Source organism: Sphingomonas sp. M6A6_1c (assembly GCF_053345135.1).
Genome location: NZ_JBKEZO010000001.1, coordinates 13727 through 39320, shown reverse-complemented (window position 1 = coordinate 39320; position 25594 = coordinate 13727). Strand labels below are relative to the sequence as shown.

The following is a 25594-nucleotide window of genomic DNA, read 5'->3' as shown; positions in this document are numbered from 1 at the left end:
TTCGTGATCGTATCAACTCGGCGCCAACGTGCGACAGGGGGGATTGTTCGCACGGCCGGGCTTACGCTAAGAGCCTTAGCCGATGCGTATCCCCCAGTCCAAGGCGCTTGCCGCAGCGCTGATCGCCGTCCTCGCGCTTCCCGTCGCGGGATGCGCCCGCAATCGTGCGAAGTCCGACCTGCCCTATGTCGCGCGCGACGTCGGCACGCTCTATTCGACGGCGCGCAAGCGCCTCGATCAGGGCCGCTACAAAGAGGCGGCGGTGCTGTTCGACGAGGTCGAGCGCCAGCATCCCTATTCGATCTGGGCGCGCCGCGCGCAGTTGATGAGCGCGTTCAGTTATTATCTGAACAAGGATTACACCCAGAGCATCCAGTCGGCGCAGCGCTTCCTGTCGGTCCATCCCGGCAACCGCGACGCGCCTTATGCCTATTACCTCGTCGCCCTGAGCTATTACGAGCAGATCCGCGACGTGACGCGTGACCAGAAGATCACCCGCCAGGCGCTCGACGCACTCGGCGAACTGACCCGCCGCTATCCCAACACGCGCTATGCTTCCGACGCCCGGCTGAAGATCGACCTCGTCAACGATCACCTTGCCGGCAAGGAGATGGAGGTCGGCCGCTTCTACGAAACGCGCGGTCAATGGCTCGCCGCGACGCTGCGCTTCCGCACCGTGATCGACAAGTTCCAGACGACGACGCATACCCCGGAGGCGCTGATGCGGCTGACCGAGAGCTATCTCGCCGTCGGTCTGCCCGACGAGGCGCAGAAGGCGACCGCCGTCCTCGGCGCCAATTATCCCGGCAGCGATTGGTACAACCATGCTTACGAACTGATGCAGAAGCATCCGTTCAAGCCGGTCGCGCCGATCCCGGCGGGTCAGCCGATCATCCCGGCCGGCACGCCCGGCGCGAAGGCGCAGACGCTGCCCGGCGAATCGGGTACCGCGACGCCGAAGGCCGAGGCGCCGGGTGCGCCGACTCCGGTCGGGACCACCGGCGGCACCACCGGCGGGCCGGTCCCGAGCACCGAGACGCCGACGAGCTGACCGTTCGCGGCGTGACGGCCGCCACTTTCGTGGCGGACCGGAACGTTTAGGGATCAACATCCCGATAAGGGCGCGCTATATCGACGGCGATGCTGACCGCGCTGTCCATTCGCGATGTAGTGCTGATCGAGGCGCTCGACCTGGAATTCGGGCACGGGCTCGACGTGCTCACCGGCGAAACCGGGGCGGGCAAGTCGATCCTGCTCGATGCCCTGGGACTGGCGCTCGGCGGGCGCGGCGAGACGGGCCTCGTTCGTCATGGCGCGACCCAGGCGGTCGTCACCGCAACCTTCGATCCACCGAACGGCGCGCTCGCCGCGTTGCTCGACGACAATGGCGTCGAGATCGAGCCCGGGGAGCCGTTGCTGGTCCGCCGTATCGTCAAGGCCGACGGCGGCAGCCGCGGCTTCGTCAACAACCAGCCCGCCGGCGCCGCATTGCTGCGCGAGATGGCGCCGATGCTGGTCGAGATCCACGGCCAGCACGACGACCGCGGCCTGCTCAATCCGCGCGGCCATCGCGCCCTGCTCGACGCGTTCGGCCGGGTCGATCCCGGCGATACGGCCCGCGCCTGGACGACGCTGCGCGCGGCGGAGAGCAAGCTGACCGCCGCGCGGTCCGAGATCGAGACGGCGGCGCGGGATCGCGAATGGCTGGAACATGCGGTCGGCGAGCTGACCAAACTCGCCGCCGAGCCCGGTGAGGAGGAAGCGCTGGCCGACAAGCGGCGCGGGATGCAGCGCGCCGAGAAGATCGCCGACGAGCTTTCCGCGATCGACGACTATCTGGAAGGGTCGAACGGCGGCCTCGCACAGCTGCGCCAGGCGGCGCGCGTGCTCGAACGGATCGCCGAGGATCATGCGGCGCTCGGCGAGGCACTCGCGGCGATCGACCGCGCGGTGATCGAGGCGACGGTCGCCGAAGAGCAACTGACCGAGGCGCGTCGCGACCTCGCCTTCGATCCGCGCGCGCTGGAGGAGGACGAGGCACGATTGTTCGAGCTGCGCGGCATGGCGCGCAAGCATCGCGTCCAGCCCGACGAGCTTGCGGCGCTCACCGACGACCTGCGCATCAAATTGGAACGGCTGGAAGCCGGCGAGGACGGCATCGCGGTACTGGAGACCGCCGTCGCCGCGGCACGGGCCGATTACGACGCCGCCGCCGACATCCTGTCGCGGCGCCGCCATGCGGCCGCCGAACGGCTCGACGCGGCGGTCGCCGGCGAGCTGGCGCCGTTGAAGCTCGATGCGGCGCGGTTCCGCACCGTCGTCGTCACGCATGCGCCCGACGGCTGGTCGTCGCACGGCAAGGACCGGGTCGAGTTCGAGATCGCGACCAACCCCGGTGCGCCCTTCGCACCGCTCGCCAAGATCGCATCGGGCGGCGAGCTGTCGCGCTTCATCCTAGCGCTCAAGGTCGCGCTGGCGGAAGAGGGCGGCGCGGCGACGATGATCTTCGACGAGATCGACCGCGGCGTCGGCGGCGCGGTGGCGAGCGCGATCGGCGAGCGGCTGGCGCGGCTCGCCGAACATACCCAATTGCTGGTCGTCACCCATTCGCCGCAGGTCGCGGCGCGTGGCGCCGAACATCTGCTGATCGCCAAGAGCCACGACGGCACGGTGACGCGCACCGGCGTCCGCGTGCTCGACGAAGCGGAACGGCGCGAGGAGATCGCCCGCATGCTGTCGGGCGCCACCGTCACCGACGAGGCGCGCGCGCAGGCGGAACGGCTGCTCGAAACGGCCTGACCGCGGGGCAGGCGAACCGGCCCCGCGCCATACCGTCAGATCGCGCCAGTGCCGCCGTTGGCGCCGAACGCACTGCCCGTCGTGAAGCTGTTGCCGCTGTCCGCCAGCGCCACGTAGAGGCCGGCAAGCTCCGCCGGCTGCCCTGCCCGCCCCATCGGCGTGTCCTGCCCGAATTCGTGCATCTTGCCGGGCAATTGCCCGCCGGCGACCTGCAACGGCGTCCAGATCGGTCCCGGTGCCACCATGTTGACGCGGATACCCTGTTTGCCGAGCTGCTTGGCAAGCGCCTTGGTAAAGATGAGGATCGCGCCCTTGGTCGAGGCGTAATCGAGCAGTTCCTCCTCGGGCGCGACCGAATTGACCGAACCGGTGTTGATGATCGCCGCACCCGGCTTCATCAGCGGGATCGCCGCCTTGCTGAGGTGGAACATCGCATAGACGTTGGTCTTCATCGTCCGGTCGAATTGCTCCGCGGTGATCTCGGCAATCGATTCCTTCGACTGCTGATAGGCGGCGTTGTTGACGAGGATGTCGATCCCGCCCAGTTCGCGATTGGCGCGGGCGATGAGGTCGCGGCAGAATTTCTCGTCGGTCAGGTCGCCGGGGATCAGCACGACCTTGTGCCCTTCGGCGCGCAACAGCCGCGCGACGTCCTGCGCATCGGGCTCCTCGGTCGGGAAGTAATTGATCGCGACATCCGCCCCCTCGCGCGCGAAGGCGATCACCGCGGCGCGGCCGATGCCCGAATCGCCGCCGGTGACCAGCGCCTTGCGCCCAGTGAGCTTGCCGGAGCCGCGATAGCTCGCCTCGCCGCAATCGGGCACCGGCTTCATCTCGCGCTGCAACGCCGGCCATTTCTGCTTCTGTTCGGGGAAAGGCTGGTTGGTGAACTTCGTACGCGGGTCGGCCGGCGCCGCGGCGGGGCCGGTCTGCGCGATCGCCGATCCGGCGACGGCGGCGGCGCCCACGACGGCGGCACCTTTGAACAGGTCGCGGCGGTTGGTCTGATCGGTCATGGCAAAACTCCGGAAGGCGTCGATGGGAAAGCTCCCGCGCGCGCGGATAGTTCATCGCCGGAGGAAGAATATTCGGCATTTACAGCATGATGACGGCGCGACGCGGTCTCGCCGTCGCGCCGAGTCTTGCCCGACCGGCCCTTGCTCCCCTACCCCGCTGCCATGACCGACCTGCCCAAGACCGCGCCGGACGCCGCCGCCGAACTCGAAAAGCTCGCGGCGGAGATCGCCCACCACAATCGGCGCTACCACGGCGAGGATGCGCCGGAGATTTCCGACGCCGCCTATGACGCGCTGGTCCGCCGCAACGCCGCGATCGAGGCGGCCTTCCCAGACCTGGTCCGGGCCGATTCGCCGAACCGGCAGGTCGGCGCCGCCCCGTCGGCGCATCTGGCGAAGGCGCCGCATGCCCGGCCGATGACCAGCCTCGACAATGCGTTCAGCGAAGCGGACGTCGTCGAGTTCGTCGCCCGCATCCGCCGCTTCCTGCGGCTCGATGCGGACGAGCCGGTCCTGCTCACCGCCGAGCCCAAGATCGACGGCCTGTCCTGCTCGCTGCGCTATGTCGACGGCACGCTCGAACAGGCGCTGACCCGCGGCGACGGCCGGATCGGCGAGGACGTCACCGCCAACGTCCGCCATATCGCCGACATCCCGCAACGCCTCCCCGCCGATGCCCCGGCGGTGTTCGAGATCCGCGGTGAGGTCTATATGGCGAAGTCCGATTTCGCCGCGCTCAACCGGCGCCTGCTCGACGAGGCCGACGACCCCGGCAAGGCGCGCCAGTTCGCCAACCCGCGCAACGCCGCCGCCGGCTCGCTGCGCCAGAAGGATGCGCGGGTCACCGCCACCCGGCCGCTGCGCTTCTTCGCCTGGGGATGGGGCGATCACGACACGCTGCCCGAGGCGACGCAGTCGGCGATGATGCAGCATGTCCGCAACTGGGGCTTTCGCGTCGCCGACGACGATCTGATCACGCCGCTGACCCCCAATATCGCCGTCGCCGGCGATGCCGCCGCCGCGCTGCGCACCTATGCGGGGATCGAGGCGCAGCGCGCCGATCTGCCGTTCGACATCGACGGCGTCGTCTACAAGCTCGATCGGCTCGACTGGCAGGAGCGGCTCGGCGTCGTCGGCCGCGTGCCGCGCTGGGCGATCGCGCATAAATTCCCCGCCGAACAGGCGCAGACGACGCTGGAGCGGATCGACATCCAGGTCGGCCGCACCGGCGCGCTGACCCCGGTGGCGCGGCTCGCGCCGGTCACCGTCGGCGGCGTGGTCGTGACCAACGCCACGCTCCACAATGCCGACGAGATCGAGCGACTCGGCGTGCGCGAGGGCGATCGCGTCGTCGTCCAGCGCGCCGGCGACGTCATCCCGCAGATCGTCCGCAACCTGACGCCCGAGGCCGACCGCCCCGCCTGGCCCTTCCCCCGCACCTGCCCCGATTGCGGATCGACCGTCGAGCGCGAGGAGGGCGAGGTCGTCTATCGCTGCACCGGCGGGCTGATCTGCCCGGCGCAGCGGGTCGAGCGGCTGATCCACTTCGTCTCGCGCCACGCCTTCGACATCACCGGGCTCGGCGCGACGCTGATCGAGGCCTTCTTCACCGACGGCCTGATCCAGTCGCCCGCCGACATCTTCCGCCTCACCGAGGACCAGCTCGCCGCGCGCAAGAAGGAGGGGCGGACCTGGGCCGCCAATCTGGTCGCGGCGATCGCAGCCCGCCGCGAGATCGCGCTCGACCGCTTCCTGTTCGCGCTCGGCATCCGCCATGTCGGCGAGATCACCGCGCGCGACCTCGCCCGCCGCTATCGCTCGATCCGGGCGCTCGGCGCGATGCTGCGCCACGCGGTGTTCCTCCACCGCCGGATCGAGCCGGTGATCGGCGAGACCGACCGCAAGTTCGTCCTCCGCCGCGACCGGCTGCTCGTCGCGGCGATCGAGACGCCGGGGATCGGGCCGGAGGTCGCCGGCGCGCTGATCGGCTTCTGCGCCGAGCGCCATAATCGCGACGTCGTCTTCGACCTGCTGCGCGAGGTCCGCCCGACCGATCTGGTCTGGGAAACGCGCGCGTCGCAGGTGAGCGGCAAGACCGTGGTGTTCACCGGCAAGCTCGAAACCCTGTCGCGCGACGAGGCCAAGGCCCAGGCCGAAGCCCTCGGCGCGCGCGTGTCAGGTTCGGTATCGGCGAAGACCGATCTGGTGGTCGCGGGCGCGGATGCGGGGTCGAAACTGAAGAAGGCTGGGGATCTCGGCGTGACGGTGATCAGCGAGGCGCAATGGGCTGAAATCGTGGCCGAAACGGGCTAAGCCCGCCAGCGGTGGCGTGGCTTTTTTGCAACGCAAAATATCGAAGCATCTCCGTACCATCGTCAAGCTCGCGAATGTCACAAACTCGCAATATTTTCCCGACATGGGCGGCGGCAACGGTCAAAGACGAGCCGCGATGCCAGAGCTCATCGCTCAAAGGGGACTAGATCAAATGCGCACGACATTCGCTTGCGGCGTGGCCTTCGCCGCGCTCATGGTTCCAGCCGCAGCCTTCGCTCAGTCGACGGGGTCGTCCGAGGCCGACAACGTGGGCACGGACATCGTCGTGACCGGCGCGCGCGAGCCCGGTGTCGGCGGCGTTGACATCCCCAATACCGCGAAGAACAAGCAGGTCCTCAACCAGACGTTCATTTCGCACCAGACGCCCGGCCAGACGGTTAATGACATCATCAACCAGTTGCCCGGCGTCAGCTTCCAGAACAACGATCCGTTCGGTTCGGCCGGCGGCACGCTCACCATCCGCGGCTTCGACGGCAGCCGCATCAGCCAGACGTTCGACGGTATTCCCCTCAACGATACCGGCAATTACGCGATTTACTCGAACCAGCAGCTCGACCCCGAGCTGATCGAGCAGGTGAATGTCAATCTGGGCTCGACCGATCCGGATTCGCCGACCGCCTCGGCATCTGGTTCAACGGTGAACTATCGCACGCTGACCCCGACCGACGAACTCGGCGCGCGGATGGTCGGTTCGATCGGCGATTACAGCTTCTTCCGCGTGTTCGGGTTGATCAACACCGGCGTCTTCACCCCGTTCGGCACCAAGGCGTGGTTCTCGGGCTCGAGCGCGACCAACGACGTCGTGTTCAACAACTTTGGCAAGATTAATAAGCAGCAGTATAACGCCAAGGTCTATCAGCCTATCGGCAGCGGCAAGGACTTCATCTCGGTTGCGGGCCACTACAACCAGAACCGCAACAACTTCTTCGGCTCGGCGCCGCTGCGCTATGACACGAACGTCTTTACCTCGACCGGGGGCGCCGGCGCCAACGCCGCCGCTCCGGTCCTCGTCCCCGGCGCGGCCCGCGTCGCAGGAACGAGCAACCTCAGCCGCTTCCCGAACAGCCGCGATGAACTGCCGTATTCGGTGGGTCGCTGTCAGATCGACCAGCCGCAGGCCGGCGTTGCTGACACGCCAGCGATCGTCAACGTGCCGGGCGCGTCCAACAACGGTAATGGCTGCGGCACCACATTCGACGAACGCTACAACCCGTCGAACACCGCCAACATCCGCGTAAACTCGCGATTCACACTGAACGACAAGCTGACGCTTTTCGTCGATCCGTCGTATCAATATACCAAGGCGAACGGCGGCGGTACGGTCACAGCACGTGAGAGCGGTTACACCCGCACGGCAACGTCGACGCTGCCGGCGATCACCACGCCGCAATACGGCTTCGTCGGCGGTCAATATTATTTCGGTCGTGATCTGAACGGCGATGGCGACGTGCTTGATCAGATCACGCTGCTTGCGCCCAGCCAGACGGTAACCAACCGCTATGGCGTCATCGCATCGCTTCGATACGACTTCTCGGATACGCAGAGCCTGCGTGTCGGCTACACGCTCGATTACGGCCGCCATCGCCAGACCGGCGAGCTTGGCTACCTCCAGGCGAACGGCATTCCGTTTGACGTCTTCCCGAGCAATAACGGTCTTGTCGCCACCAACGGTGGCGTCGTGCAGAAGCGCAACCGCTTTTCGAAGGCGATCCTGAACCAGGGCTTCGCGCAGTACATCGGCAATTTCTTCGACAGCAAGCTGCGCGTCGAGGCGTCGGTGACGGGCAAGTGGTTCAAGCGCGATCTCACCAACTATTGCTTCTCGACCTCGGCGGGCGGCAACGTCGACTGCCTGGCGACTGCGGGACAGAATGCGGCGTATGCAACTGCCAACCCCTATGGTGTCGGTGGTACCGCAGCCGCGCCGACCATAACCGGCTTCGCGGCACCGCAGAACCGCGTCTACAAGTACGACCGTATCCTGCCGGCGGGCGGCCTGACGTATGAGATCAGCGACGCCTTCTCGATCTTCGGCAATTACTCGAAGGGCATTCAGGTTCCGGGCACGGACAACCTGTACCAGGCGTTCTATTATCCTCAGAACACGAACGCCGCGAACCCGACGCCCGAAATCACCGACAACTTCGATGCAGGCCTGCGTTACACGAGCAGCCGCATCCAGGCCTCGGTCGGCCCGTGGTACACCCGCTTCCAGAACCGTCTGGCAAGCTCCTACGACATCGACACCCAGCAGACGATCTACCGCAACCTGGGTCGCGTCGATAAGTACGGCATCGACGGCAACATCTCTTATCGTCCGATCAACGAGCTGCTGTTCTACGTCTACGGTTCGTACCTGAAGTCGGAGATCAAGAACGATGTCGAGATCGGCCGCTGCCCGACGACGCTGACCGCGGCGAACACGACCAACAACTGCACCGTTGCAGGTGCGCCCATTCTCGCCCAGACCGAAGGCAAGCGTGAGTCCGGCGCTCCCGTTTACACGTTCGGCGGTCGCATTCAGGCGACGCTGGGGCCGCTCGAGCTCGGGGCACAGGCCAAGCGCACCGGCCGCCGGTACGTCAACGACCAGAACCTCGGCAATTTCGGCTGCACGGTCGCGCTCGTAAATACCGTCTGCCCGACAGTAAATGACGTTCCTGCAACCTACACCGGCACTCGTGGCATCTTGGTCCAGACCTGGGACTCCTATGCCAAGGGTTATACAGTCGTCGACTTCGACGCTCGTCTGGCGCTCGACTGGATCGGCATCGGCGGCAACAACAAGACGTACTTGCAGCTTAACGTCGTCAACGCCTTCAACAAATTCTATGTTGGTGGCTTTACGGGCGGATCGACGCTCTCGGTGAACAACACCATCCCGTTCGTCCAGATCGGCAGCCCGCGCGCTTTCATCATGTCGATCAACACGGCATTCTGATCTGCCTTCACGGGTGACGAGCAAAGGGCCGCCGCTTCCCCGGAAGCGGCGGCCCTTCTTTTTTGCACCGCCGGCGTCACCCGTGTAGAGACGCCCCGACATGGCGACCCTTCCCGCCCCATCCCGCCCGGCGCTCAACGTGCGTCCGTTCTTCGAGAACAAAAGCCGCGCCTTCTGGACGTTGCAGGCGGTCGGCTGGACCGGCTACCTGCTGCTGCGCGGCGCCTCGACGCTGACCAATCTGTCGCTCGACGCGATCATTCCGGTGATCGTCGAGGCGATCGTCGGCTATTGCGTGACGCTGCTGCTCTCGACCTTCTACGGCTATTTCCGCGGGCTGGCGCGCGCGCCGGGGCTGTTGCTGACCGTCCTCGCCTTCGCCGCGGCGACCTTGTTCTTCGCCTTCCTCGACGCCTTCACCTGGTCGCTGATCCAGAACGGCCAGCCCGGTGTCACGCTGCCGCGGCTGCTCGTCTCCTTCTACGTCGCGTTCACGGTGATGGCGGGGTGGTCGGCGCTGTATTTCGGGATCAATTTCTACCTGATCGTCGAACAGCAGATCGACGAGATGCAGCATCTCGAAAATCAGGCGTCGTCGGCGCAGCTCGCGATGCTGCGCTACCAGCTCAATCCGCATTTTCTGTTCAACACGCTCAACTCGATCTCGACGTTGGTACTGCTCAAGCAAACCGAGCGCGCGAATGCGATGCTGAGCCGGTTGTCGTCGTTCCTGCGTTACACGCTCGCCAACGAGCCGACCGCGCACGTCACGGTGGCGCAGGAGGTCGAGACGCTGAAACTCTATCTCGAGATCGAGAAGATGCGGTTCGAGGAGCGATTGCGGCCGGTGTTCGATATCGACCAGGCCGCCGAACGCGCGCGCTTGCCGTCGCTGCTGCTCCAGCCGCTGGTCGAGAATGCGATCAAATATGCGGTCAGCACGCAGGAGGAAGGCGCCGAAATCTGCGTTCGCGTGCGGCTCGCCGGGGATCGCGTGCAGATCGGCGTATCCGACACCGGACCGGGTTTGCTCGAAGGCCGGGTGATGCCAAGCCTTTCAACCGGCGTGGGTCTCCCCAATATTAGGGAGCGGCTGATCCAGGCCTATGGCCCGGACCACCGCTTCGAGACGCGTACCGCGCCGGCTGGAGGCTTTTCGGTGGAGATCGAAATTCCCTTCCAGCTCGACGATCTGAGTAGAGAGGCCGCATGACGATCAGAACCATCCTGGTGGACGACGAACCGCTCGCGATCCAGGGATTGGAGCTCCGGCTCCAGGCGCATGATGATATCGAGATCATCGAGAAATGCTCCAACGGCCGCGAGGCGATCCGCGCGATCAAGACGCACAAGCCCGACCTCGTCTTCCTCGACATCCAGATGCCCGGGTTCGACGGCTTTTCGGTGGTGCAGGGGCTGATGGAGGTCGAACCGCCGTTGTTCGTCTTCGTAACCGCCTACTCCGACCATGCGCTGCGTGCGTTCGAGGCGCAGGCGGTGGATTATCTGATGAAGCCGGTCGAGGAGGCGCGGCTTGCCGATACGATCGAGCGGGTGCGGCAGCGATTGTCCGAGAAGCGCGGCGTCGAGGAGGTCGAGAAGCTCAAGGAGGTGCTCGCCGAGCATGCGCCGGAAGCGGCGGCGGATATGGTCGAGGGCGGCGACGCGGTCAGCGCCAATCGCTTCGAGAAGCTGATCAACATCAAGGATCGCGGGCAGATCTTCCGCGTCGACGTCGATACGATCGAGCGGATCGATGCGGCCGGTGACTATATGTGCATCTATACCGGCGACAACACGCTGATCCTGCGCGAGACGATGAAGGATCTGGAGAAACGGCTCGATCCGCGGCGCTTCCAGCGGGTGCACCGGTCGACGATCGTCAACCTCGATCTCGTCAAGCAGGTCAAGCCGCATACCAACGGCGAATGCTTCCTGGTGCTCAACTCGGGTGCCAGCGTGAAGGTCAGCCGCAGCTATCGCGACGTGGTCGCGCGCTTCGTGCATTGATGCGGGCGGCGACGGCCTCCATCGGGAGGCCGTCGCCGGGAGTCAGAGTGCCTTGCGGCCGGTGAAGAGCTGGATCAGGCCGACGATGATCGCGACGACCAGCAGGATGTGGATGAGACCACCGGCGATGTGGAGCGAGAAGCCCAGCAGCCAGAGGATCAGCAGGATTACGGCAATCGTCCACAACATCGTACGGCTTCCCTTCCAAGGCGATCGGCCAACGGGCCGTCGTGGGGGATAAAACGTTACGCAGGCGTTGCATGTTCCGTTGGCGGATCAACCAACTGAAAAGCGCAGGAATCAGCCGCCGAATGCGGCGCGCGCGCGACCCTCTAGCCAGGCCAGCGCCTCGCCGTGGATGCCGGGTGCGGCGACCATGACGCCGAACGCGGTGGGATCGGGCTTGTTGTAGCGGAGCGGCGCGCCCAGAGCGTCGCTGACCGTCGCACCGGCCTCCGCGGCGATCAGCGCGGCGGCGGCGATGTCCCATTCATTGCCCCAGCGCAGCGTGGTGAGCAGGTCGGCCTCGTCGGCGGCGACCATCGCCATGCGCAGCGCGATCGAATTGGGCTTGTGGACCGCGGTGAGATGGCGATCGATCTTGGGAAGCGCATCGGTCGGCACGCGTGCGCCCGCCAGCATCGTGCGGTCGCCGGCATGGAGCGCGACATCGTTGCGCCACGCCCCCTGCCCCAGCGTCGCATGCCAGCGCTCGTCGCGCGCCGGGGCGTCGAGCACGCCGAGCACCACCTCGCCGGCATCGACCAGCGCCACCGAGACCGCCCAGCCGGACCGGCCGCGGATATAGTCGCGGGTGCCGTCGATCGGATCGACCACCCAGACGCGCGCGCAGGCGAGACGATCGGGACTGTCCACCGTCTCCTCCGACAGCCAGCCCGCATCGGGCAGCAATCCGGCGAGCCGCGCGCGCAGCATCCGGTCGACGTCGAGATCGACCTCGCACACCGGGCTGCCCGGCGTCTTTTCCCAGCGCGCGAAGTCGGTCTGCCAGCGGGCGAGCGCCATCGTCGCCGCCTCGTGCGTCACCGCGATCACCGCGGCGGTCAGGTCGGCGAGCGGCTCAGCCACTCGCGACCGTCATGCCGTCGACCCGCACCGTCGGCACGTTGAGCCCGTGGCGGAATTCGAGATCGTTCGCCGGGGTCAGCGCGAGGAACATATCCTTGAGATTGCCCGCGATGGTGAATTCGGCGACGGGGCCGGCGATCTGCCCGCCGACGATGCGGAAGCCCGCGGCGCCGCGGCTGTAATCGCCGGTGACGCCGTTGATGCCCTGACCGATCAATTCGGTGACATAGACGCCATCGGCGATGTCGGCGATCAGCGTCGCGACGGGCACGATGCCGGCGGCCATATAGAGATTGCTCGGCGACACGCCGGGGCCGCCGCCGACGCCGCGCGCGGCGTGGCCGGTCGGCTCGAGCCCCAATTGCCGCGCCGACCCGCTGTCGAGCAGCCAGGTCTCCAGCATGCCGTTCTCGACGATCGCGACCGGCGATACCGGCAGCCCTTCGCCGTCGAACGGCCGCGAGCGCAAGCCGTGCGGGCGATGGGGATCATCGCAGATCGACACGCCGTCGGCGAACACCTGCGTGCCGAGCGCGTCGAGCAGGAAGCTGGTCTTGCGCGCGATCGCCTGGCCCGAGATCGCACCGGTGAGGTGGCTGAGCAGCGACGACCCGACGCGCGGGTCGAACACCACCGGCATCGGCCCGCTCGCGATGCGGCCCGGATTGCGGCGCGCCACCGCGCGTTCGCCGGCGCGGCGGCCGATCGAGTCGGGGCTGTCGAGATGCGCGCGCTTGCGGGCGGCGTGATGCGCGTAATCGCGTTCCATGCCGGTGGCGGCATCGCCGGCGAGCACGCTGGCCGACAGGCTGTAGGCGGTGGCGGCATAAGCGCCGGCGAAGCCGTGGCTGGTCGCCAAGGCCCAGACCGAGCGCGACGCGCTGGCGCCGCCGCCTTCGCTGTTGGTGACGCCGGGCACCGCGCGGGCGGCATCCTCGGCTGCCAGCGCCCATTCGCGCAACTCGGCCGGGGTCGGCTCGTCGCCGTCGGCAAGGTCGAGCAGCGGCGGCGCGCCGTGCAACAGCCGCTCCTGCGGCGCGAGCCCGGCCCAGCGATCCTCGGGTGCTTCGCGCGCCATCGCGACGGCGCGTTCGACCAGGGCGGCGATCGCGTCGGTCGACAGATCGGAGGTCGAGACGCTCGCCGAGCGCCGGCCGACGAAAACGCGCAGACCGAGTTCCTCGCTCTCCGACCGACCGACATCCTCCAGCGCGCCGAGGCGAACGGAGACGTCGAGCGAGGCATCGGCGGCGAAGACGGCATCGGCGGCGTCGGCTCCGGCGCGGACGGCACGGGCGACGATATCGGCGGCGCGATCGCGCGCCTGATCAGGGGTCAGCATCGTCCCGACTTAGGGGGCCAGCCGGCGGGATGCTAGGCCCCGCGATCGTGACGAATCAAGGCAACATGGACAAGATGGACACCTTAACGGAAACGATCCGCCCCCATCGTTTCCATTTTGGTGCTGATGGGAGGGGAGCGCGCGCGACATGGCGGGGCTTATAGAGCGTGGCCGGCATGTAGGACATAGCGGGAACGGTCAGCCGGCCGGTGCGACCCCGCCGATAGTCGCACAGAGATCATCGACCAGTCCGTCGACCGCGGCTTCTGCTGCGGCGATCGAGGCGGCGAGGCGATCGTCGCCGAATTCGTCATATTCGATCGCGATGGTCCGGCTCTCCGTCAGGCCGATATAGCCTAGCGGCACCGTCAGCCCGACCTCGACGACGTTCATCGCGGTGAGCCGTCCACCGGGTCCATAGCCGTAATCGCCACGCGCAGTCAGGATGACGAGCCGCTTGCCGGCGGGCAGCATCGGCCAATATGGCTCGCCGTCGCGCGATCGATCGAAGCCGAAGGTGAGGCCGACCCGTACGATGTTGTCGATCCACGCCTTCATCTGCGACGGCACCCCGAAATTGTACATCGGGACGCCGACGACCAGCAGGTCGGCGCCGAGCAGCTCCGCGGTCAGCGCGTCGCTTTCGCGCAGGCGCGCGGCCTGCCCGGCGGTGCGACGCTCCGGCGGGGTGAAGCTCGCGTCGATCCAGGCGGCGTCAACGGGGGTAGGCGGATGCGCCGCGACGTCGCGGCGAACCACCACATCCGCGGGTCGCCGCGCCTGCCAGCCGGTGACGAAGCGGTGCGACAATCGGCGACTGTGCGAACCGTGGGGATCATCATCCGAGCGGCCGAACCGGGCGCTCGCGTCGATGTGGAGCAGGCGGCGGGTCGTATCGTCGTGATTGCGCATCCTCTTGTTGTCCTCATCTATCATGCCGCTAATCTATCGCCCCGTCGCATCGGCGACGAACGCGAATTGCTCAGGAGATAGCTGAGGTGCCTTCATCCATCGGTGGCCGTCGCGATCTTCCGCCGCTGGCAACGCTGCGCGCCTTCGAAGCCGCCGCGCGTCATCTCAGCTTCCGGAACGCGGCGGCCGAATTGGGCGTGACGCCGACGGCGATCAGCCATCAGGTGCGCCTGCTCGAGGAATCGCTGGGTGAGGCGATGTTCGTCCGCCATGTGCGGCGGGTCTCGCTGTCCCAGGCGGGGGCGATGCTCTATCCCGTCTTGTGCGACGGCTTCGACGCGTTCGACCGCTGCCTGACGCAGCTCCGCCGCGGGCGCGCGCGGACGACGGTGGTGGTGTCGGCGACCCGGCTGTTCACCGCGCGGCTGCTCGTTCCGTCGGTGGGCGGCTTCGCGGCGTCATATCCGGCAATCGACCTGCATCTGCATGCGAGCGATCAGGTGGTCGATCTCGACAGCGGCGCTGCGGACATCGCCGTTCGCTATGGTGATGGCCCGTTCGGCGCGCTGATCGCGACACCGTTGCTGGCGGAGAATGTCGGAGTGTTGTGCAGCCCGGCGCTGGGAGTCGCGACGCCCGACGATCTACGGCGCGTACCGCTGCTCCATTCGGAGTGGACCAGCCCGATCGCCGGGCCGGACTGGGCGAGCTGGGCGCGGCTGGCGGGGATCGAAGGGCTGCCGGTCACCGCCGGGCCGCGCTTCACCGACGACGGCCATGCGTTGCAGGCGGCGATTGCCGGACATGGCGCGGTCGTCAGCAGCCTGACGCTGGCGGCACCCGAGATGGCGGCGGGGTTGCTGGTGCATCCTTTCGGCCCGGTGATCGAGGGCGGGGGCTATCATGTCCTCACGACGCGCGCCGTGGCGGCACGGCCGGAGATCGTCGCGGTTCGGGAGTGGCTGGAAGCGGTGACGCGGGGGTAGCGGAGCAACGATCGATCGCGTTCGGGACTCCTGGGCTCCTGCTTTCGCAGGGGCACGGGCGGGTCAGGCCGGGCTGGTGGCGTAGTTTTTCGGGGTGATGGGCCGGCGCGATCGATCGTCGCCCCCGTGCGAGCCCCTACCCCGCCGCCGACGTCCCCACGACGACGCACGCCAGGAACATTAGCAGGCCGGCGAAGCGGTTGCTGCGGAAGCGGGCGAGGGCGTTGGCGCCGTCGTCGGGGCGGAGCGTCGTAATCTGCCAGAGGAGATGCGCGGCGACCGGGAGCAGCGCGAGCAATGCGAGCGGGTCGGGGCGGACGCGCCAGACCGCCGCCGACCAGCAGGCGAGCGCCAGCGCATAGAACAGCGCGGTGCCGCCCCTGACGTGCGCGCCCATCCGCAGCGCTGAGGAGCGGACGCCGATCAGCGCGTCGTCCTCGCGGTCCTGCAACGCGTAGATCGTGTCGTAGCCGATCGTCCAGGCGATGCAGCCGGCGTAGAGCAGCCACATCGGCAGCGACAGGTCGCCCGCCACCTCGCTCCAGCCGACCAGCGCAGCCCAGGAGAAGACGAGGCCGAGCCACGCCTGCGGCCACCAGGTGATCCGCTTCATGAACGGATAGGCGGCGACCGGGGCGAGGCTGGCCAGCGCGACGCCGGCGGCGAGCGGGCGGAGCTGGACCAGCACGACGAGGCCGATCAGGCAGAGCAGGAGCAACCACACCCAGGCGAGCTTGAGCGAGACGAGCCCGCTCGGGATCGGCCGCGCCCGGGTGCGCGCGACCTGCGCGTCGAGGTCGCGATCGACGATATCGTTGTAGACGCAGCCGGCGCCGCGCATCGCGATGCTGCCGGCGAGGATCCACAGGATCAGCGGCCAGCGGGTCAGCGTGCCGCCGGCGAGCGCCACCGCCCAGGCGCCCGGCCAGAACAGCAGCCACCAGCCGATCGGCCGGTCGAGCCGGGCGAGCAGCGCAAGGCCGCGTGCGGTCGGCGGGAGGCGGCCGACGAGGCCGCGGTGTTCGCTGTCGGGGACGATCTCGGCTGACATGGCCCGCCTTTGCCGCGCAATCGCCGCCGCGGGCAAGGGCGCGGACGTGCTTTTGCCTCGCCAAGCCGGCGAAACTGCGCCAATCGCGGGGCATGATCGGGTTGTCGGTAGCGGTGGGACGGTTCGTGGAGGCGCTCTTCTGGGCGATCCTGCGCGTTGCCGGCGTCGTGACGATGGCGGTCGTCGCGGTGGCGGCGGCGGCGGTGCTCGCCTGGATCGTCGCACGCAAGCTGTGGGCGCGGCAACGGCGCCGCAAGGGAGGATCATGACCGCCACCCCCGCCTGGCCGCCGCAATCGACGCCGCGGCTGTTCGTCGAGACCGAGCTGACGCCGGGGCCGCTGCGCATCGACGGGCCGGCGGCGCATTATCTGGTCGCGGTGATGCGGATGGCGCCGGGCGATCCGGTCAAATTGTTCGACGACGTCACCGGCGAATGGCTCGCCACCGCCGCCAGCGTCGGCAAGCGCGATCTGATTGTCGACGTGTCTACACGGCTGCGGCCGCGCGAGCCGGTGCCCGATCTGTGGCTGTGCGCGGCGCCGCTGAAGAAGGGGCGGATCGACTGGCTGGTCGAGAAGGCGTGCGAGCTGGGCGTCGACCGGCTGGTGCCGGTGGTGACGCAGCGCACGATCGTCGACCGGCCCAAGCTCGACCGGCTGCGCAGCCATATGATCGAGGCGGCCGAGCAATGCGCGCGCACCGCGCTGCCGGTGCTGGCCGAGTCGGTGAAGCTGGCGGCCTTGCTTCGCGACTGGCCGGCGGAGCGCGCGCTGTTCTTCGCGGACGAGACCGGCGGCGTTCCGGCCTTCGCGGCGATGCGGGCGCGGCGCGGGCCGGCGGCGATCCTGATCGGGCCGGAAGGCGGCTTCACCGAGGAGGAACGCGGTGCGATCCGCGCGCTGCCGCAGGCGGTGGGGGTGGCGCTGGGGCCGCGGATCCTGCGCGCCGACACCGCGGCGGCGGCGGCGGTTTCCCTGTGGATGGCGGCTTGCGGGGACTGGCAGGAAGACTGACTGGCGCAGCCGTTCATCCGCGCGTAAGGGCGCGATCATGACGACCACGACCGATACCGCCAAGACGTCGCCGATCATCGAATCGCGCGACCAATTGATCGCCAGCTTCGCCCGCGGCGAGAAGCCGGCCGAACGCTGGCGGATCGGCACCGAGCATGAAAAATTCGTCTATCGGCTGAGCGACCACGGCGCGCCGAGCTGGGACGAGCCGGGCGGCATCCGCGACCTGCTCCGCGCGCTCCAGCCTTATGGCTGGCAGCCGGTCGAGGAAGGCGGCAAGATCATCGCGCTCAACGGCGCCGACGGCAGCGTCAGCCTCGAGCCCGCCGGGCAGTTCGAGCTGTCGGGCGCGCCGCTGGAGACGCTGCACCAGACCTGCGCCGAGACCGGGCGGCATCTGGAACAGGTGAAGGCGGCGGGCGAAAAGCTCGGCATCGGCTTCCTCGGGCTCGGCATGTGGCCGGACAAGCGCCGCGACGAGCTGCCGATCATGCCCAAGGGCCGCTATGCGATCATGCTGCGCCATATGCCGCGGGTCGGCAGCATGGGGCTCGACATGATGCTGCGCACCTGCACGATCCAAGTAAACCTCGATTACGCGTCGGAAGCCGACATGGTGAAGAAGTTCCGCGTCGGGCTGGCGTTGCAGCCGCTGGCGACCGCTTTGTTCGCCAATTCGCCGTTCACCGAGGGCAAGCCCAACGGCTTCCTGTCGTATCGCAGCCATATCTGGTCGGACACCGATCCGGCGCGCACCGGCATGCTGCCGTTCGTGTTCGAGGACGGCTTCGGTTACGAGCGCTACGCCGATTACATGCTCGATGTGCCGATGTACTTCGTCTATCGCGATGGGCGCTATATCGATGCGGCCGGATTGTCGTTCCGCGACTTCCTCAAGGGCGAACTCAGCGTCCTGCCCGGCGAGAAGCCGAGCCTCGACGATTGGAACGACCATCTGTCGACCGCCTTCCCCGAGGTGCGGCTGAAGACCTTCCTCGAGATGCGCGGTGCCGACGGCGGGCCGTGGAACAAGATCTGCGCGCTGCCCGCCTTCTGGGTGGGGCTGCTCTACGACCAGGGCGCGCTCGACGCGGCGTGGGACCTCGTCAAGGACTGGTCGATGGAGGATCGCGAGGCGCTGCGCTCTGCGGTGCCGAAGCTGGCGCTCGACGCGCCGCTGCCGGGTGGCGGCAGGCTCGGCGATATCGCCGGGCAGGTGCTCGACATCGCGCATGCCGGGCTCGCCGCGCGGGCCCGCGGCAACGGCATGGGCGACAACGAAACCGGCTTCCTCGACCCGCTGCGCGAGGTGGTGCGATCGGGCAAGGCGCCCGCGCAGGTGCTGCTCGACCGCTATCACGGCGAATGGGCGGGCGACCTGTCGCGGGTCTATGCCGAGGCGAGCTTCTAACCCTCAGTCGAGGCCCAGTGCCGCGCGCGCGACGCGTTCGACCTCGGGGTCGAGCGCCGGCGGGGTCATGTCAACGTTCGCCTCGAGATGGTCGGCGATCGCGGTGAGGGCGTGGATGCGCGCGGCCTTCTTGTCGTTGCCGTTGATCACCGTCCAGGGCGCGCCGCCGGTGTCGGTGCGCGCGAACATGTCGTGCATCGCCGCCAGATAGTCGGGGCGGCGGGCGCGGTTGCGATAATCGTCGAGGCCGGTCTTCCAATGTTTCCACGGGTCTTCGAGCCGGTCTTCGAGCCGGCGGTCCTGCTCCGCTTGCGAGACGTGGACGAAGAGCTTGATCAGCGTGGTGCCGCCGGCGATCAGATCGGCTTCGAAGGCGTTGATCTCCTCAAAAGCGCGATGCCAGTCGGCCTCGCTGGCATAGCCCTCGACGCGCTCGACGAGGACGCGGCCGTACCAGCTGCGGTCGAAGATCGCGATGTCGCCCGGCGCGGGCAGCGCGCGGCGGAAGCGCCAGAGGAAATCGTGCGCCTTCTCCTCGTCGGTCGGCGCGGCGATCGGATGGACGGCGAAATGGCGCGGGTCCCAGCCGGCGGTGAGACGCTGGATGATGCCGCCCTTCCCCGCCGCGTCCCAGCCTTCGAACATCACGACGGCGCGGCGATCGTGGACGATATGCGCGACGAGGATGCGCTCCAGCCGCTCCTGCAGCGCGGCCAGATCGCGCTTGTAATGGCCCTTGTAGGGCTTGGTCTTCTCGAAGCCGGCTAAATCGATCACGCACGTCCTCCTGTCGGGGCAATGCGGGATCGAACGCATCAGTCGCGCGCGCGGCGCAGCCGGCGTGAGAAATAGCGCGGGTCAGTCGGTCGGGCCGTGCCAGTCGATCCACGCGCCATAAGCGTGGCAGGTGGCGAGATGACTCGTAACGCCGTCCGGCCAGACGGTCAGCGACAGATGGACGGCATCGCGCGCGGGGGTCCATTCGAACGCGATGCGCGCGAGCGGGCGCGTCGCGGTGGCCGTGGCGCCTGCCGCGCGGAACGCCGCCTCGACGCTGTGGCGGCGGGCGGGATCGAGATATTGCAGCGCCATCGAATGGACGATGATCCGGCAGCGCCCCTGCGGCTGCGGCGCGGCGAGCTGGTCGGGCAGCCAGAGCGCGATATCGCCCGCGTCGACCTGCGGCGGCCGGGCGCGCGCGATCGCCAGCGCCGCGGCGAGCCGGTCGGCGCGCGCGTGCTGATCGGCCCAGATAAAGGCCATCAGCCGTGCGCAGGCGGCGGCATCGGTGACGTCGAGCGGGCGCAGGTCGACCCCGCGCGCCGAGACGATCTCGACCGGGCGGACCGCTGGCGGGGGCCCGCGCCACTCCGGCGCAACGCGCACCGGCGATCCGGCCAGACCGACGGCGCGGCCGCCGAGATCATAAGCGTAGCGGTCGAGATTGAGGTTGAGCCCGGCGCTGGCGCCGAGTTCGCGCAGTTCGCAGGGCATGTCGTGATGCGCGCGCGCGACCATCAACGCCGCCATGATCGCCGCGGTGCGGCCGACCTCGTTGGTCTGCGGCGGGTCACGCATCCATTCGACGATGACGTCGTCCGCCACCGCGAGCGCCTCGCCGATGACGCGGTCGAAGTCGCCCGCCCGATCGCGGTACAGCGCGGCGAGCGCGGGCAAGGTGTCGCCGCGCGCCACCGCATGCAGCGCGGCGTTGAAGCGCATGGCCAGCGCATCGGCGGCGACGTCGCGCGGCCAGGCGGCGATCAGCGCGGCGGTGCGCGGCGCGCGGTGCAATTGCCGCTCCGCCGCCTCCAGCACCGTGGCGACGAAGGTCGACCCCATCTCACGCACCGCGGCGGCCTGCCGCCGCAGCGGGCCGCGGTCAGCGGCGCTGTCGGGCACGTCGATCATGCTGGTCAGGAGCGTCAAAACGTGTCCCAATCACCGTTGGCGACGAGGCGCGGGCGCGCCGCCGCCGTGGGCAGCCGGCCGACCTTTGGCTTCGACGGGGTTAGAACCCGCACCGGCGGCGGCGGTGGTGCCGCGAGCGCCGGTTCATGATCGATGACAAAGGCGCCGACCGACTGGTTGAGGTGTTCCGCCTCCGCCGCCAGCCGCCGTGCCGCGGCCGAGGTCTCCTCGACCATCGCGGCATTCTCCTGCGTCATCGTATCCATCTCGCTGATCGCGACGTTGATCTGGCCGAGGCTCTTGGCCTGCTGGTCGGAGGATCGCGCGATCGCGTCGATCGCGACGCTGACCGTGCCGACGCGGTCGATGATCCGCGCCAGCGCCTGGCCGGTCTGATCGACCAGATTGACGCCGGTGCGGATATGCGCGGAGGCGGAGGTCACCTTGTTCTTCACCTCGGTGGCGGCGTTTGCGGAGCGTTGCGCTAGCGCGCGCACCTCCTGCGCGACGACCGCGAAGCCGCGGCCCGCATCGCCCGCCCGCGCCGCCTCGACCCCGGCATTGAGCGCGAGGAGGTTGGTCTGGAAGGCGATGCCGTCGATCAGGCTGATGATCTCGGCGATCTCCTTGCTCGCCTTTTCGATGCCGTGCATCGCGCCGATCGCCTCCTTGACGACCGCGCCGCCGCGCTCGGCCTCGCCGCGCGTCTCGGTCATCGAGCCGCTCGCGCCGATCGCCGCGCCGGCACCCTCGCGGATCGACTTGGTGACCTCGTCGAGCGCGGCGGCGGATTGCTCGATCGCTGCCGCCTGCTGTTCGGTGCGCTGCGACAGGTCGAGCGTCGCGCGGCTGATCTCCTCGGAATTGTGCTTGATCGCCTGCACGCCCCCCCGCACCTCGCCGAGCACGCGCGACAGGCTGGAGGTGGCGCCGTTGAAGTCACGCGACAGGCTCTGGAAGGTCTCGGGCACGTCGGTGATGCGCACGGTGAGGTCGGCCTCCGCCAGACGATGCAGCGCTTCGCCGATCGTCTCGCGCGCCGCGTCGCGATCGCGGTCGTCGGCGAGCTTGGCCTTGGCGGCGTCGCGGAAGACGGTCACCGCGCGCGCCATGTCGCCGAGTTCGTCGGTCCGATCGGTGGCGGAGATCGCGATGTCGTGACGCCCCTTGGCGAGGTCGGCCATCGCCGCGGTCAGCGCGGTGATCGGCCGGGCGATCTGGCTGCTCAGCATCATCGCGAGCGTGATGGCGATGCCGATCAGCGCGATTCCACCGATCACCAGCGTGATCAGCGCGGTGCGGATCGCACCGTCCTGGCTGGCGGCGTTGCTCTCCATCTCCTCGGTCTCGGCGCTGCGCAGGTCGCGCAGCGGCAGCGCGACCTTGCTGACCAGCACCTTGTCGCCGGCGGCACGCACTGCCGCCTCGGCCTCCTCGCGGCGGCCGGCCTTGACCCAGCCGATCAGCCGGTCGCCCCAGTCGCGCCGCCAGGCGAGCGCGGCGCGATCGGCGGTACGCACCTGATCGAGCTTGACGGGATCGGTGAGCAGCCGCTGGAGGGCGACGGCGGTGTCGTCGAACTCCTTGCGCCCCTCGTTATAGGATTTGAGGTAGCTCGGGTCGCCGGTGACCAGGAAGCCGCGGAACTGGCTGTTCTGCCGCAGCATCGACGTCTCCAGCGTCAGCGCCTTGGCGTAGATCGTCTGGCTGACGTTGTTGCGCTCGGTCGAGCGCTGGATCGACATGATGTTGGCGAAGAACACCAGCATCACGACCGCGGCGGAGGCGTTGATCGCCAGAAAGGAGAGGCCGAGCTTGCGCGGTATCTTCATGGTCGTCGTTCCTTCGGGGGCAGGATGAGAGCGATCTCACGTCGCCGGCTGGCGCTGTGCCGATCATTCCCAGTGACGGTTTGGTGTTCTCATTATAGCCGCACGAAGGCTGGGAGATGCGCCTGCGACGCAATCGTCGCAGCGGCCGCCGTGCGGATGGCCCGGCGTGGCGACGCGAGAGGTCCCGCGCCGCCATGGCGACCGGGTTCAGAAGCGCGAGCGGAGCGTGACGCCGTAGGTGCGCGGCTCGGCGAGGAAGGCGGTGGTCAGCGCATTGCCGACGGGATAGCTCGCGCCGAGCTGCTGGACCTGCGACTGGCTGCCCCTGCCCTGCAGGAAGGCCGCCGCGGCGATCTGCTCGTATTGGGTGTCGAAGATGTTCTGGCCCCAGAATTCCAGCGCCCAATGCTGATCGCGGCCGCGGATGCCGATCCGCGCGTTGACCAGGACATAGCCGTCCTGACGCTTCTCGGCGAACAGGTCGGAACCGGTGTTATAGTCGCTGGTCATGCGGCTATCGACGTAGAACAGGCCGGTGAGCCCGTTGCTGCCGATCGCCGGCGTCCAGGTCGCCGCGCTGGTGATGACGTGGCGCGGCGCGTTCGACATCTGGCTGCCCGGCAACATGAACAAGGCGGGGGTGAGCGGCGCGCCGGCGGCACTGCCGACCAGATCGTCCCGATATTGCGTATGGGCGTAGGTATAGCCGAGATTGAAGGTGACGTCGGGCGTCGGATAGGCGCCCGCCTCCAGTTCGAACCCTTGCGTGACGACGCCTGCGCCGACCTTGCCCTTGCAGGCGCCGGAGGTGGGATCGTCGTCGCGATCCTGGCCGTTCAGCGATCCGTCGCAGCCGCCGATATTCTGGACGACGAAGGCGCTGCCGTTGAAGGTGTTCAACTGGAAGTTGCGGAACGACGAGCGGAAACCGGCGAGGTTGGCGCTGAACCTTTCGGTGCTGTATTTGACGCCCAGTTCGAACGCCTGCACCGTCTCCGGATCGAAGCGGAGGTCGCTCGCGCGCGAGCTGCCGAGGACGAGACCCGAGCGGGCGAGGTTGTAGCCGCCCGCCTTATAGCCGCGGGCGTAGGACCCGTAGAGCAAGGTGCTCGGCGTCGCCTGCCACGACAACACCGTGGTGCCGGTGAACTGGCCCTCGCCGATCGCATCGTTCAGCGGGACGCCGTTGAGCGCGGTCGTCGAATTGCCGGCGCAGACGATCGCGACGAGCCCGTCGGCGATGTCTCGCATCAGCTTGTTGGAGTTCAACCGCGCCGAAGCGAGCGCCGCCTGCTGCGCCGGGCATACCGTATTGTTGCTGTTGAGCGATGCGTTCAGCACCTTGTGTTCGTGCGTGTAGCGCAGGCCGGCGGTGAGGCTCAGCGTGTCGGTGATGCGGAAGATGTCGTGCGTGAAGAAGGCGTAATTGGTGCTGATCTGATCGAATACGTCGCGCAGCGCGCCGAGGTTGCTGGCGGTGCTGATGCGGTCGAGACCGCCGATCAGGGTCCCGCCGAGAGCCCTGGTGAGCGCCGGACGACCCACGGCGCTCAGACAGCCGGACTTGGTCGGGTCGCGCAGCGCCGAGTTGGCGTTCATCCGCGCGACGAGGCTGCACGAGGCGAAGGCGCCGAATTGCGAGCCGAACTTGAAATTGTCGGCGACTTCGAGCCCTTCGTGCGCGAAATAGCCGCCGACCAGCCAGTCGAGCCGATTGTCGAACAGGCCGCCGCTCAGCCGCGTCTCGTGCGTATAGGTGCGGAACCGGCGGTAGGCGTTGCCGTTGTCGCTGCGATAGCCGATGTCGAGATTGCCGTAATCCGGATCCAGCGCGTCGCCGGCCTTATATTCGCGATAGGCGCTGATCGAGATGAGCTGCACGCTGCCGATCGTCCAGCCGATCCGCGACGAGATGCCGTAATCCTTGGTGACATTGGCATAGGCGCGACCGGGCGTCTGCGCGATCTGGCGGTTATAGGGATCGCCCGCGCTCGGCAGCACCGCGCCGAGGCTCTGCATGACCGAGACGACGCGGTTCTGCGGCGCCACCGCGAAGTCGCCCGCCACGCCCGGTGTCGGATCGTATTTCTCGCGCGTGTCGACGTAGACCGCGCCGCAGCACTTTTCGTTGCGATAGGTGTAGTCGCCGATCAGGCGCAGCGACAGATCGGTGCTCGGCTTGAAGAACAACTGGCCGCGGACGAAATAGCGGTTGCGGTCGTTATAGTCGGTCTTGTTGACGACGTCGGTGTAAAAGCCGTCGCGCCTGGCGACGACGCCGTCGATACGGAAGGCGAGCGTGTCCTTGAGCACCGGACCGGTGAGCGCGCCGGCGAGGCGGACGGCGTTGTAATTGCCGTAGCTCGCCTCGCCATAGCCGCCGAACTTGAATTCCGGATATTTGGTGTAGATGCTGATTGCGCCCGCCGAGGAGTTACGGCCCGACAACGTGCCCTGCGGCCCGCGCAGCACCTCGATCCGCTCGACCTCGCCGAGATCGTTGAGCCCCGAGCCGGTGCGGCTGCGATAGACACCGTCGATGAACACCGCGACCGAGCTTTCGAGGCCGGGATTGTCGCCGACGGTGCCGATGCCGCGCAGGCGTGCGGTGGCATTTGCCTCCGATCCAGTCGAGGAAACAGACAGCGATGGCGCGAGCTGCGCCATCTGACGAATGTCGGTCGCGCCCGAATGACGCAATGCGGTCGAGCCATAGGCGCTGACCGCGATCGGCACGTTCGACAGCCGCTGCGAGCGCCGCGTCGCGGTGACGACGATGTCGGAGGTGTTCTCGGCGACCGTTGGGGGCGCCTTTTCCTTCTCCCCCTGCTTGGCGGTCGGTGCGAGGCCGCGGAGCCCCTGTGCGTCCGCCTGCCCGATCGCTCCCGCGCAGCCGGCCGCTGCCAAAAGGTATACCCACTTACGCATATCACCGCCCCCGGTCT

The 25594-nt window shown here is 68.0% G+C and carries 20 protein-coding genes; 10 read left to right on the top strand and 10 right to left on the bottom strand.

The window, feature by feature from the left end; genetic code table 11:
* Positions 1-82: 82 nt before the first annotated feature.
* Complete coding sequence (locus ACLBWH_RS00160; protein ID WP_322849339.1) at positions 83-1051, top strand: outer membrane protein assembly factor BamD; 969 nt, start codon at positions 83-85, stop codon at positions 1049-1051.
* An 89-nt stretch (positions 1052-1140) separates the two neighbouring features.
* Positions 1141-2799 carry a DNA repair protein RecN gene (gene recN / locus ACLBWH_RS00155; protein ID WP_447795884.1) on the top strand — a complete coding sequence of 553 codons (1659 nt, stop codon included), beginning with the start codon at positions 1141-1143 and terminating at the stop codon, positions 2797-2799.
* 35 nt (positions 2800-2834) lie between these two features.
* Here recN and ACLBWH_RS00150 read toward each other — a convergent pair whose 3' ends face one another.
* The gene (locus ACLBWH_RS00150) at positions 2835-3815 is read right to left on the bottom strand and encodes an SDR family oxidoreductase (RefSeq protein WP_322849341.1); all 981 of its coding nucleotides are present in this window, start codon (positions 3813-3815) and stop codon (positions 2835-2837) included.
* A 162-nt stretch (positions 3816-3977) separates the two neighbouring features.
* Here ACLBWH_RS00150 and ligA point away from each other — a divergent pair, with 162 nt between their 5' ends.
* The 4 genes from ligA (at position 3978) to ACLBWH_RS00130 (ending at position 11100) form a co-directional block, all read left to right on the top strand.
* The gene (gene ligA, locus ACLBWH_RS00145; protein WP_447795881.1) at positions 3978-6128 is read left to right on the top strand and encodes an NAD-dependent DNA ligase LigA; all 2151 of its coding nucleotides are present in this window, start codon (positions 3978-3980) and stop codon (positions 6126-6128) included.
* Positions 6129-6300: 172 nt separating this feature from the next.
* Positions 6301-9090: a TonB-dependent receptor gene (locus tag ACLBWH_RS00140; protein ID WP_447796678.1), complete on the top strand. Its 2790-nt coding sequence runs from the start codon at positions 6301-6303 to the stop codon at positions 9088-9090.
* A gap of 100 nt (positions 9091-9190) precedes the next feature.
* Entirely contained in the window at positions 9191-10303 is a 1113-nt protein-coding gene (locus ACLBWH_RS00135; protein WP_322849344.1) for a sensor histidine kinase, read from the top strand.
* Positions 10300-11100 (top strand): LytR/AlgR family response regulator transcription factor, encoded by an 801-nt coding sequence (locus tag ACLBWH_RS00130; RefSeq protein WP_038659443.1) that lies wholly within the window; start codon positions 10300-10302, stop codon positions 11098-11100. Before ACLBWH_RS00135 ends, ACLBWH_RS00130 begins: the two co-directional genes overlap by 4 nt.
* Positions 11101-11142: 42 nt before the next feature.
* On the opposite strand, the gene ACLBWH_RS00125 is transcribed toward ACLBWH_RS00130, so the two are convergent.
* From ACLBWH_RS00125 to ACLBWH_RS00110, 4 genes are all read right to left on the bottom strand, one after another.
* A complete protein-coding gene (locus tag ACLBWH_RS00125) occupies positions 11143-11289 on the bottom strand; it encodes a lmo0937 family membrane protein (RefSeq protein WP_137897336.1) in 147 nt (48 codons plus the stop codon).
* A gap of 111 nt (positions 11290-11400) precedes the next feature.
* Entirely contained in the window at positions 11401-12189 is a 789-nt protein-coding gene (locus tag ACLBWH_RS00120) for a 3'(2'),5'-bisphosphate nucleotidase CysQ (RefSeq protein WP_447795879.1), read from the bottom strand.
* Entirely contained in the window at positions 12182-13531 is a 1350-nt protein-coding gene (locus ACLBWH_RS00115; RefSeq protein ID WP_447795877.1) for a TldD/PmbA family protein, read from the bottom strand. The genes ACLBWH_RS00120 and ACLBWH_RS00115 overlap by 8 nt, the downstream gene beginning before the upstream one ends.
* A gap of 198 nt (positions 13532-13729) precedes the next feature.
* Positions 13730-14467, bottom strand: a complete 738-nt coding sequence (locus ACLBWH_RS00110) for an FMN-dependent NADH-azoreductase (protein WP_447795875.1) — start codon at positions 14465-14467, stop codon at positions 13730-13732.
* Between the two features lie 62 nt (positions 14468-14529).
* On the opposite strand from ACLBWH_RS00110, the gene ACLBWH_RS00105 reads away from it, so the two are divergent.
* On the top strand, positions 14530-15429 hold the full coding sequence (locus ACLBWH_RS00105; protein WP_447795873.1) for a LysR substrate-binding domain-containing protein: 900 nt from the start codon (positions 14530-14532) through the stop codon (positions 15427-15429).
* A gap of 136 nt (positions 15430-15565) precedes the next feature.
* Here the strand turns inward: ACLBWH_RS00105 and ubiA are convergent, their stop codons facing one another.
* A complete protein-coding gene (gene ubiA / locus ACLBWH_RS00100; RefSeq protein ID WP_447795871.1) occupies positions 15566-16480 on the bottom strand; it encodes a 4-hydroxybenzoate octaprenyltransferase in 915 nt (304 codons plus the stop codon).
* 92 nt (positions 16481-16572) lie between these two features.
* Here ubiA and ACLBWH_RS00095 point away from each other — a divergent pair, with 92 nt between their 5' ends.
* From ACLBWH_RS00095 to ACLBWH_RS00085, 3 genes are read left to right on the top strand one after another with little or no spacing between them, the layout of a single operon-like run.
* The gene (locus ACLBWH_RS00095) at positions 16573-16749 is read left to right on the top strand and encodes a hypothetical protein (protein ID WP_447795869.1); all 177 of its coding nucleotides are present in this window, start codon (positions 16573-16575) and stop codon (positions 16747-16749) included.
* Positions 16746-17495: a 16S rRNA (uracil(1498)-N(3))-methyltransferase gene (locus tag ACLBWH_RS00090; protein WP_447795867.1), complete on the top strand. Its 750-nt coding sequence runs from the start codon at positions 16746-16748 to the stop codon at positions 17493-17495. The genes ACLBWH_RS00095 and ACLBWH_RS00090 overlap by 4 nt, the downstream gene beginning before the upstream one ends.
* Positions 17496-17532: 37 nt before the next feature.
* On the top strand, positions 17533-18906 hold the full coding sequence (locus tag ACLBWH_RS00085) for a glutamate--cysteine ligase (protein WP_447795865.1): 1374 nt from the start codon (positions 17533-17535) through the stop codon (positions 18904-18906).
* A gap of 3 nt (positions 18907-18909) precedes the next feature.
* Here ACLBWH_RS00085 and ACLBWH_RS00080 read toward each other — a convergent pair whose 3' ends face one another.
* From ACLBWH_RS00080 to ACLBWH_RS00065, 4 genes are all read right to left on the bottom strand, one after another.
* On the bottom strand, positions 18910-19722 hold the full coding sequence (locus tag ACLBWH_RS00080; RefSeq protein WP_447795863.1) for a polyphosphate kinase 2 family protein: 813 nt from the start codon (positions 19720-19722) through the stop codon (positions 18910-18912).
* Between the two features lie 42 nt (positions 19723-19764).
* On the bottom strand, positions 19765-20835 hold the full coding sequence (locus tag ACLBWH_RS00075) for a DUF2332 domain-containing protein (protein WP_447795861.1): 1071 nt from the start codon (positions 20833-20835) through the stop codon (positions 19765-19767).
* Positions 20832-22649, bottom strand: coding sequence for a methyl-accepting chemotaxis protein (locus ACLBWH_RS00070; RefSeq protein WP_447795859.1), 1818 nt, complete (start codon positions 22647-22649; stop codon positions 20832-20834). The genes ACLBWH_RS00075 and ACLBWH_RS00070 overlap by 4 nt, the downstream gene beginning before the upstream one ends.
* A 207-nt stretch (positions 22650-22856) precedes the next feature.
* Positions 22857-25577: a TonB-dependent receptor gene (locus ACLBWH_RS00065; protein WP_447795857.1), complete on the bottom strand. Its 2721-nt coding sequence runs from the start codon at positions 25575-25577 to the stop codon at positions 22857-22859.
* Positions 25578-25594: the final 17 nt, after the last annotated feature.

Excerpts from the sequence above, each read along its gene's own strand:
- ACLBWH_RS00160 (WP_322849339.1), top strand. The coding sequence starts at position 83 with ATGCGTATCCCCCAGTCCAAGGCGCTTGCCGCAGCGCTGATCGCCGTC.
- recN (WP_447795884.1), top strand. The coding sequence starts at position 1,141 with ATGCTGACCGCGCTGTCCATTCGCGATGTAGTGCTGATCGAGGCGCTC.
- ACLBWH_RS00150 (WP_322849341.1), bottom strand. The coding sequence starts at position 3,815 with ATGACCGATCAGACCAACCGCCGCGACCTGTTCAAAGGTGCCGCCGTC.
- ligA (WP_447795881.1), top strand. The coding sequence starts at position 3,978 with ATGACCGACCTGCCCAAGACCGCGCCGGACGCCGCCGCCGAACTCGAA.
- ACLBWH_RS00140 (WP_447796678.1), top strand. The coding sequence starts at position 6,301 with ATGCGCACGACATTCGCTTGCGGCGTGGCCTTCGCCGCGCTCATGGTT.
- ACLBWH_RS00135 (WP_322849344.1), top strand. The coding sequence starts at position 9,191 with ATGGCGACCCTTCCCGCCCCATCCCGCCCGGCGCTCAACGTGCGTCCG.
- ACLBWH_RS00130 (WP_038659443.1), top strand. The coding sequence starts at position 10,300 with ATGACGATCAGAACCATCCTGGTGGACGACGAACCGCTCGCGATCCAG.
- ACLBWH_RS00125 (WP_137897336.1), bottom strand. The coding sequence starts at position 11,289 with ATGTTGTGGACGATTGCCGTAATCCTGCTGATCCTCTGGCTGCTGGGC.
- ACLBWH_RS00115 (WP_447795877.1), bottom strand. The coding sequence starts at position 13,531 with ATGCTGACCCCTGATCAGGCGCGCGATCGCGCCGCCGATATCGTCGCC.
- ACLBWH_RS00110 (WP_447795875.1), bottom strand. The coding sequence starts at position 14,467 with ATGATAGATGAGGACAACAAGAGGATGCGCAATCACGACGATACGACC.
- ubiA (WP_447795871.1), bottom strand. The coding sequence starts at position 16,480 with ATGTCAGCCGAGATCGTCCCCGACAGCGAACACCGCGGCCTCGTCGGC.
- ACLBWH_RS00095 (WP_447795869.1), top strand. The coding sequence starts at position 16,573 with ATGATCGGGTTGTCGGTAGCGGTGGGACGGTTCGTGGAGGCGCTCTTC.
- ACLBWH_RS00090 (WP_447795867.1), top strand. The coding sequence starts at position 16,746 with ATGACCGCCACCCCCGCCTGGCCGCCGCAATCGACGCCGCGGCTGTTC.
- ACLBWH_RS00085 (WP_447795865.1), top strand. The coding sequence starts at position 17,533 with ATGACGACCACGACCGATACCGCCAAGACGTCGCCGATCATCGAATCG.
- ACLBWH_RS00080 (WP_447795863.1), bottom strand. The coding sequence starts at position 19,722 with ATGCGTTCGATCCCGCATTGCCCCGACAGGAGGACGTGCGTGATCGAT.
- ACLBWH_RS00070 (WP_447795859.1), bottom strand. The coding sequence starts at position 22,649 with ATGAAGATACCGCGCAAGCTCGGCCTCTCCTTTCTGGCGATCAACGCC.
- ACLBWH_RS00065 (WP_447795857.1), bottom strand. The coding sequence starts at position 25,577 with ATGCGTAAGTGGGTATACCTTTTGGCAGCGGCCGGCTGCGCGGGAGCG.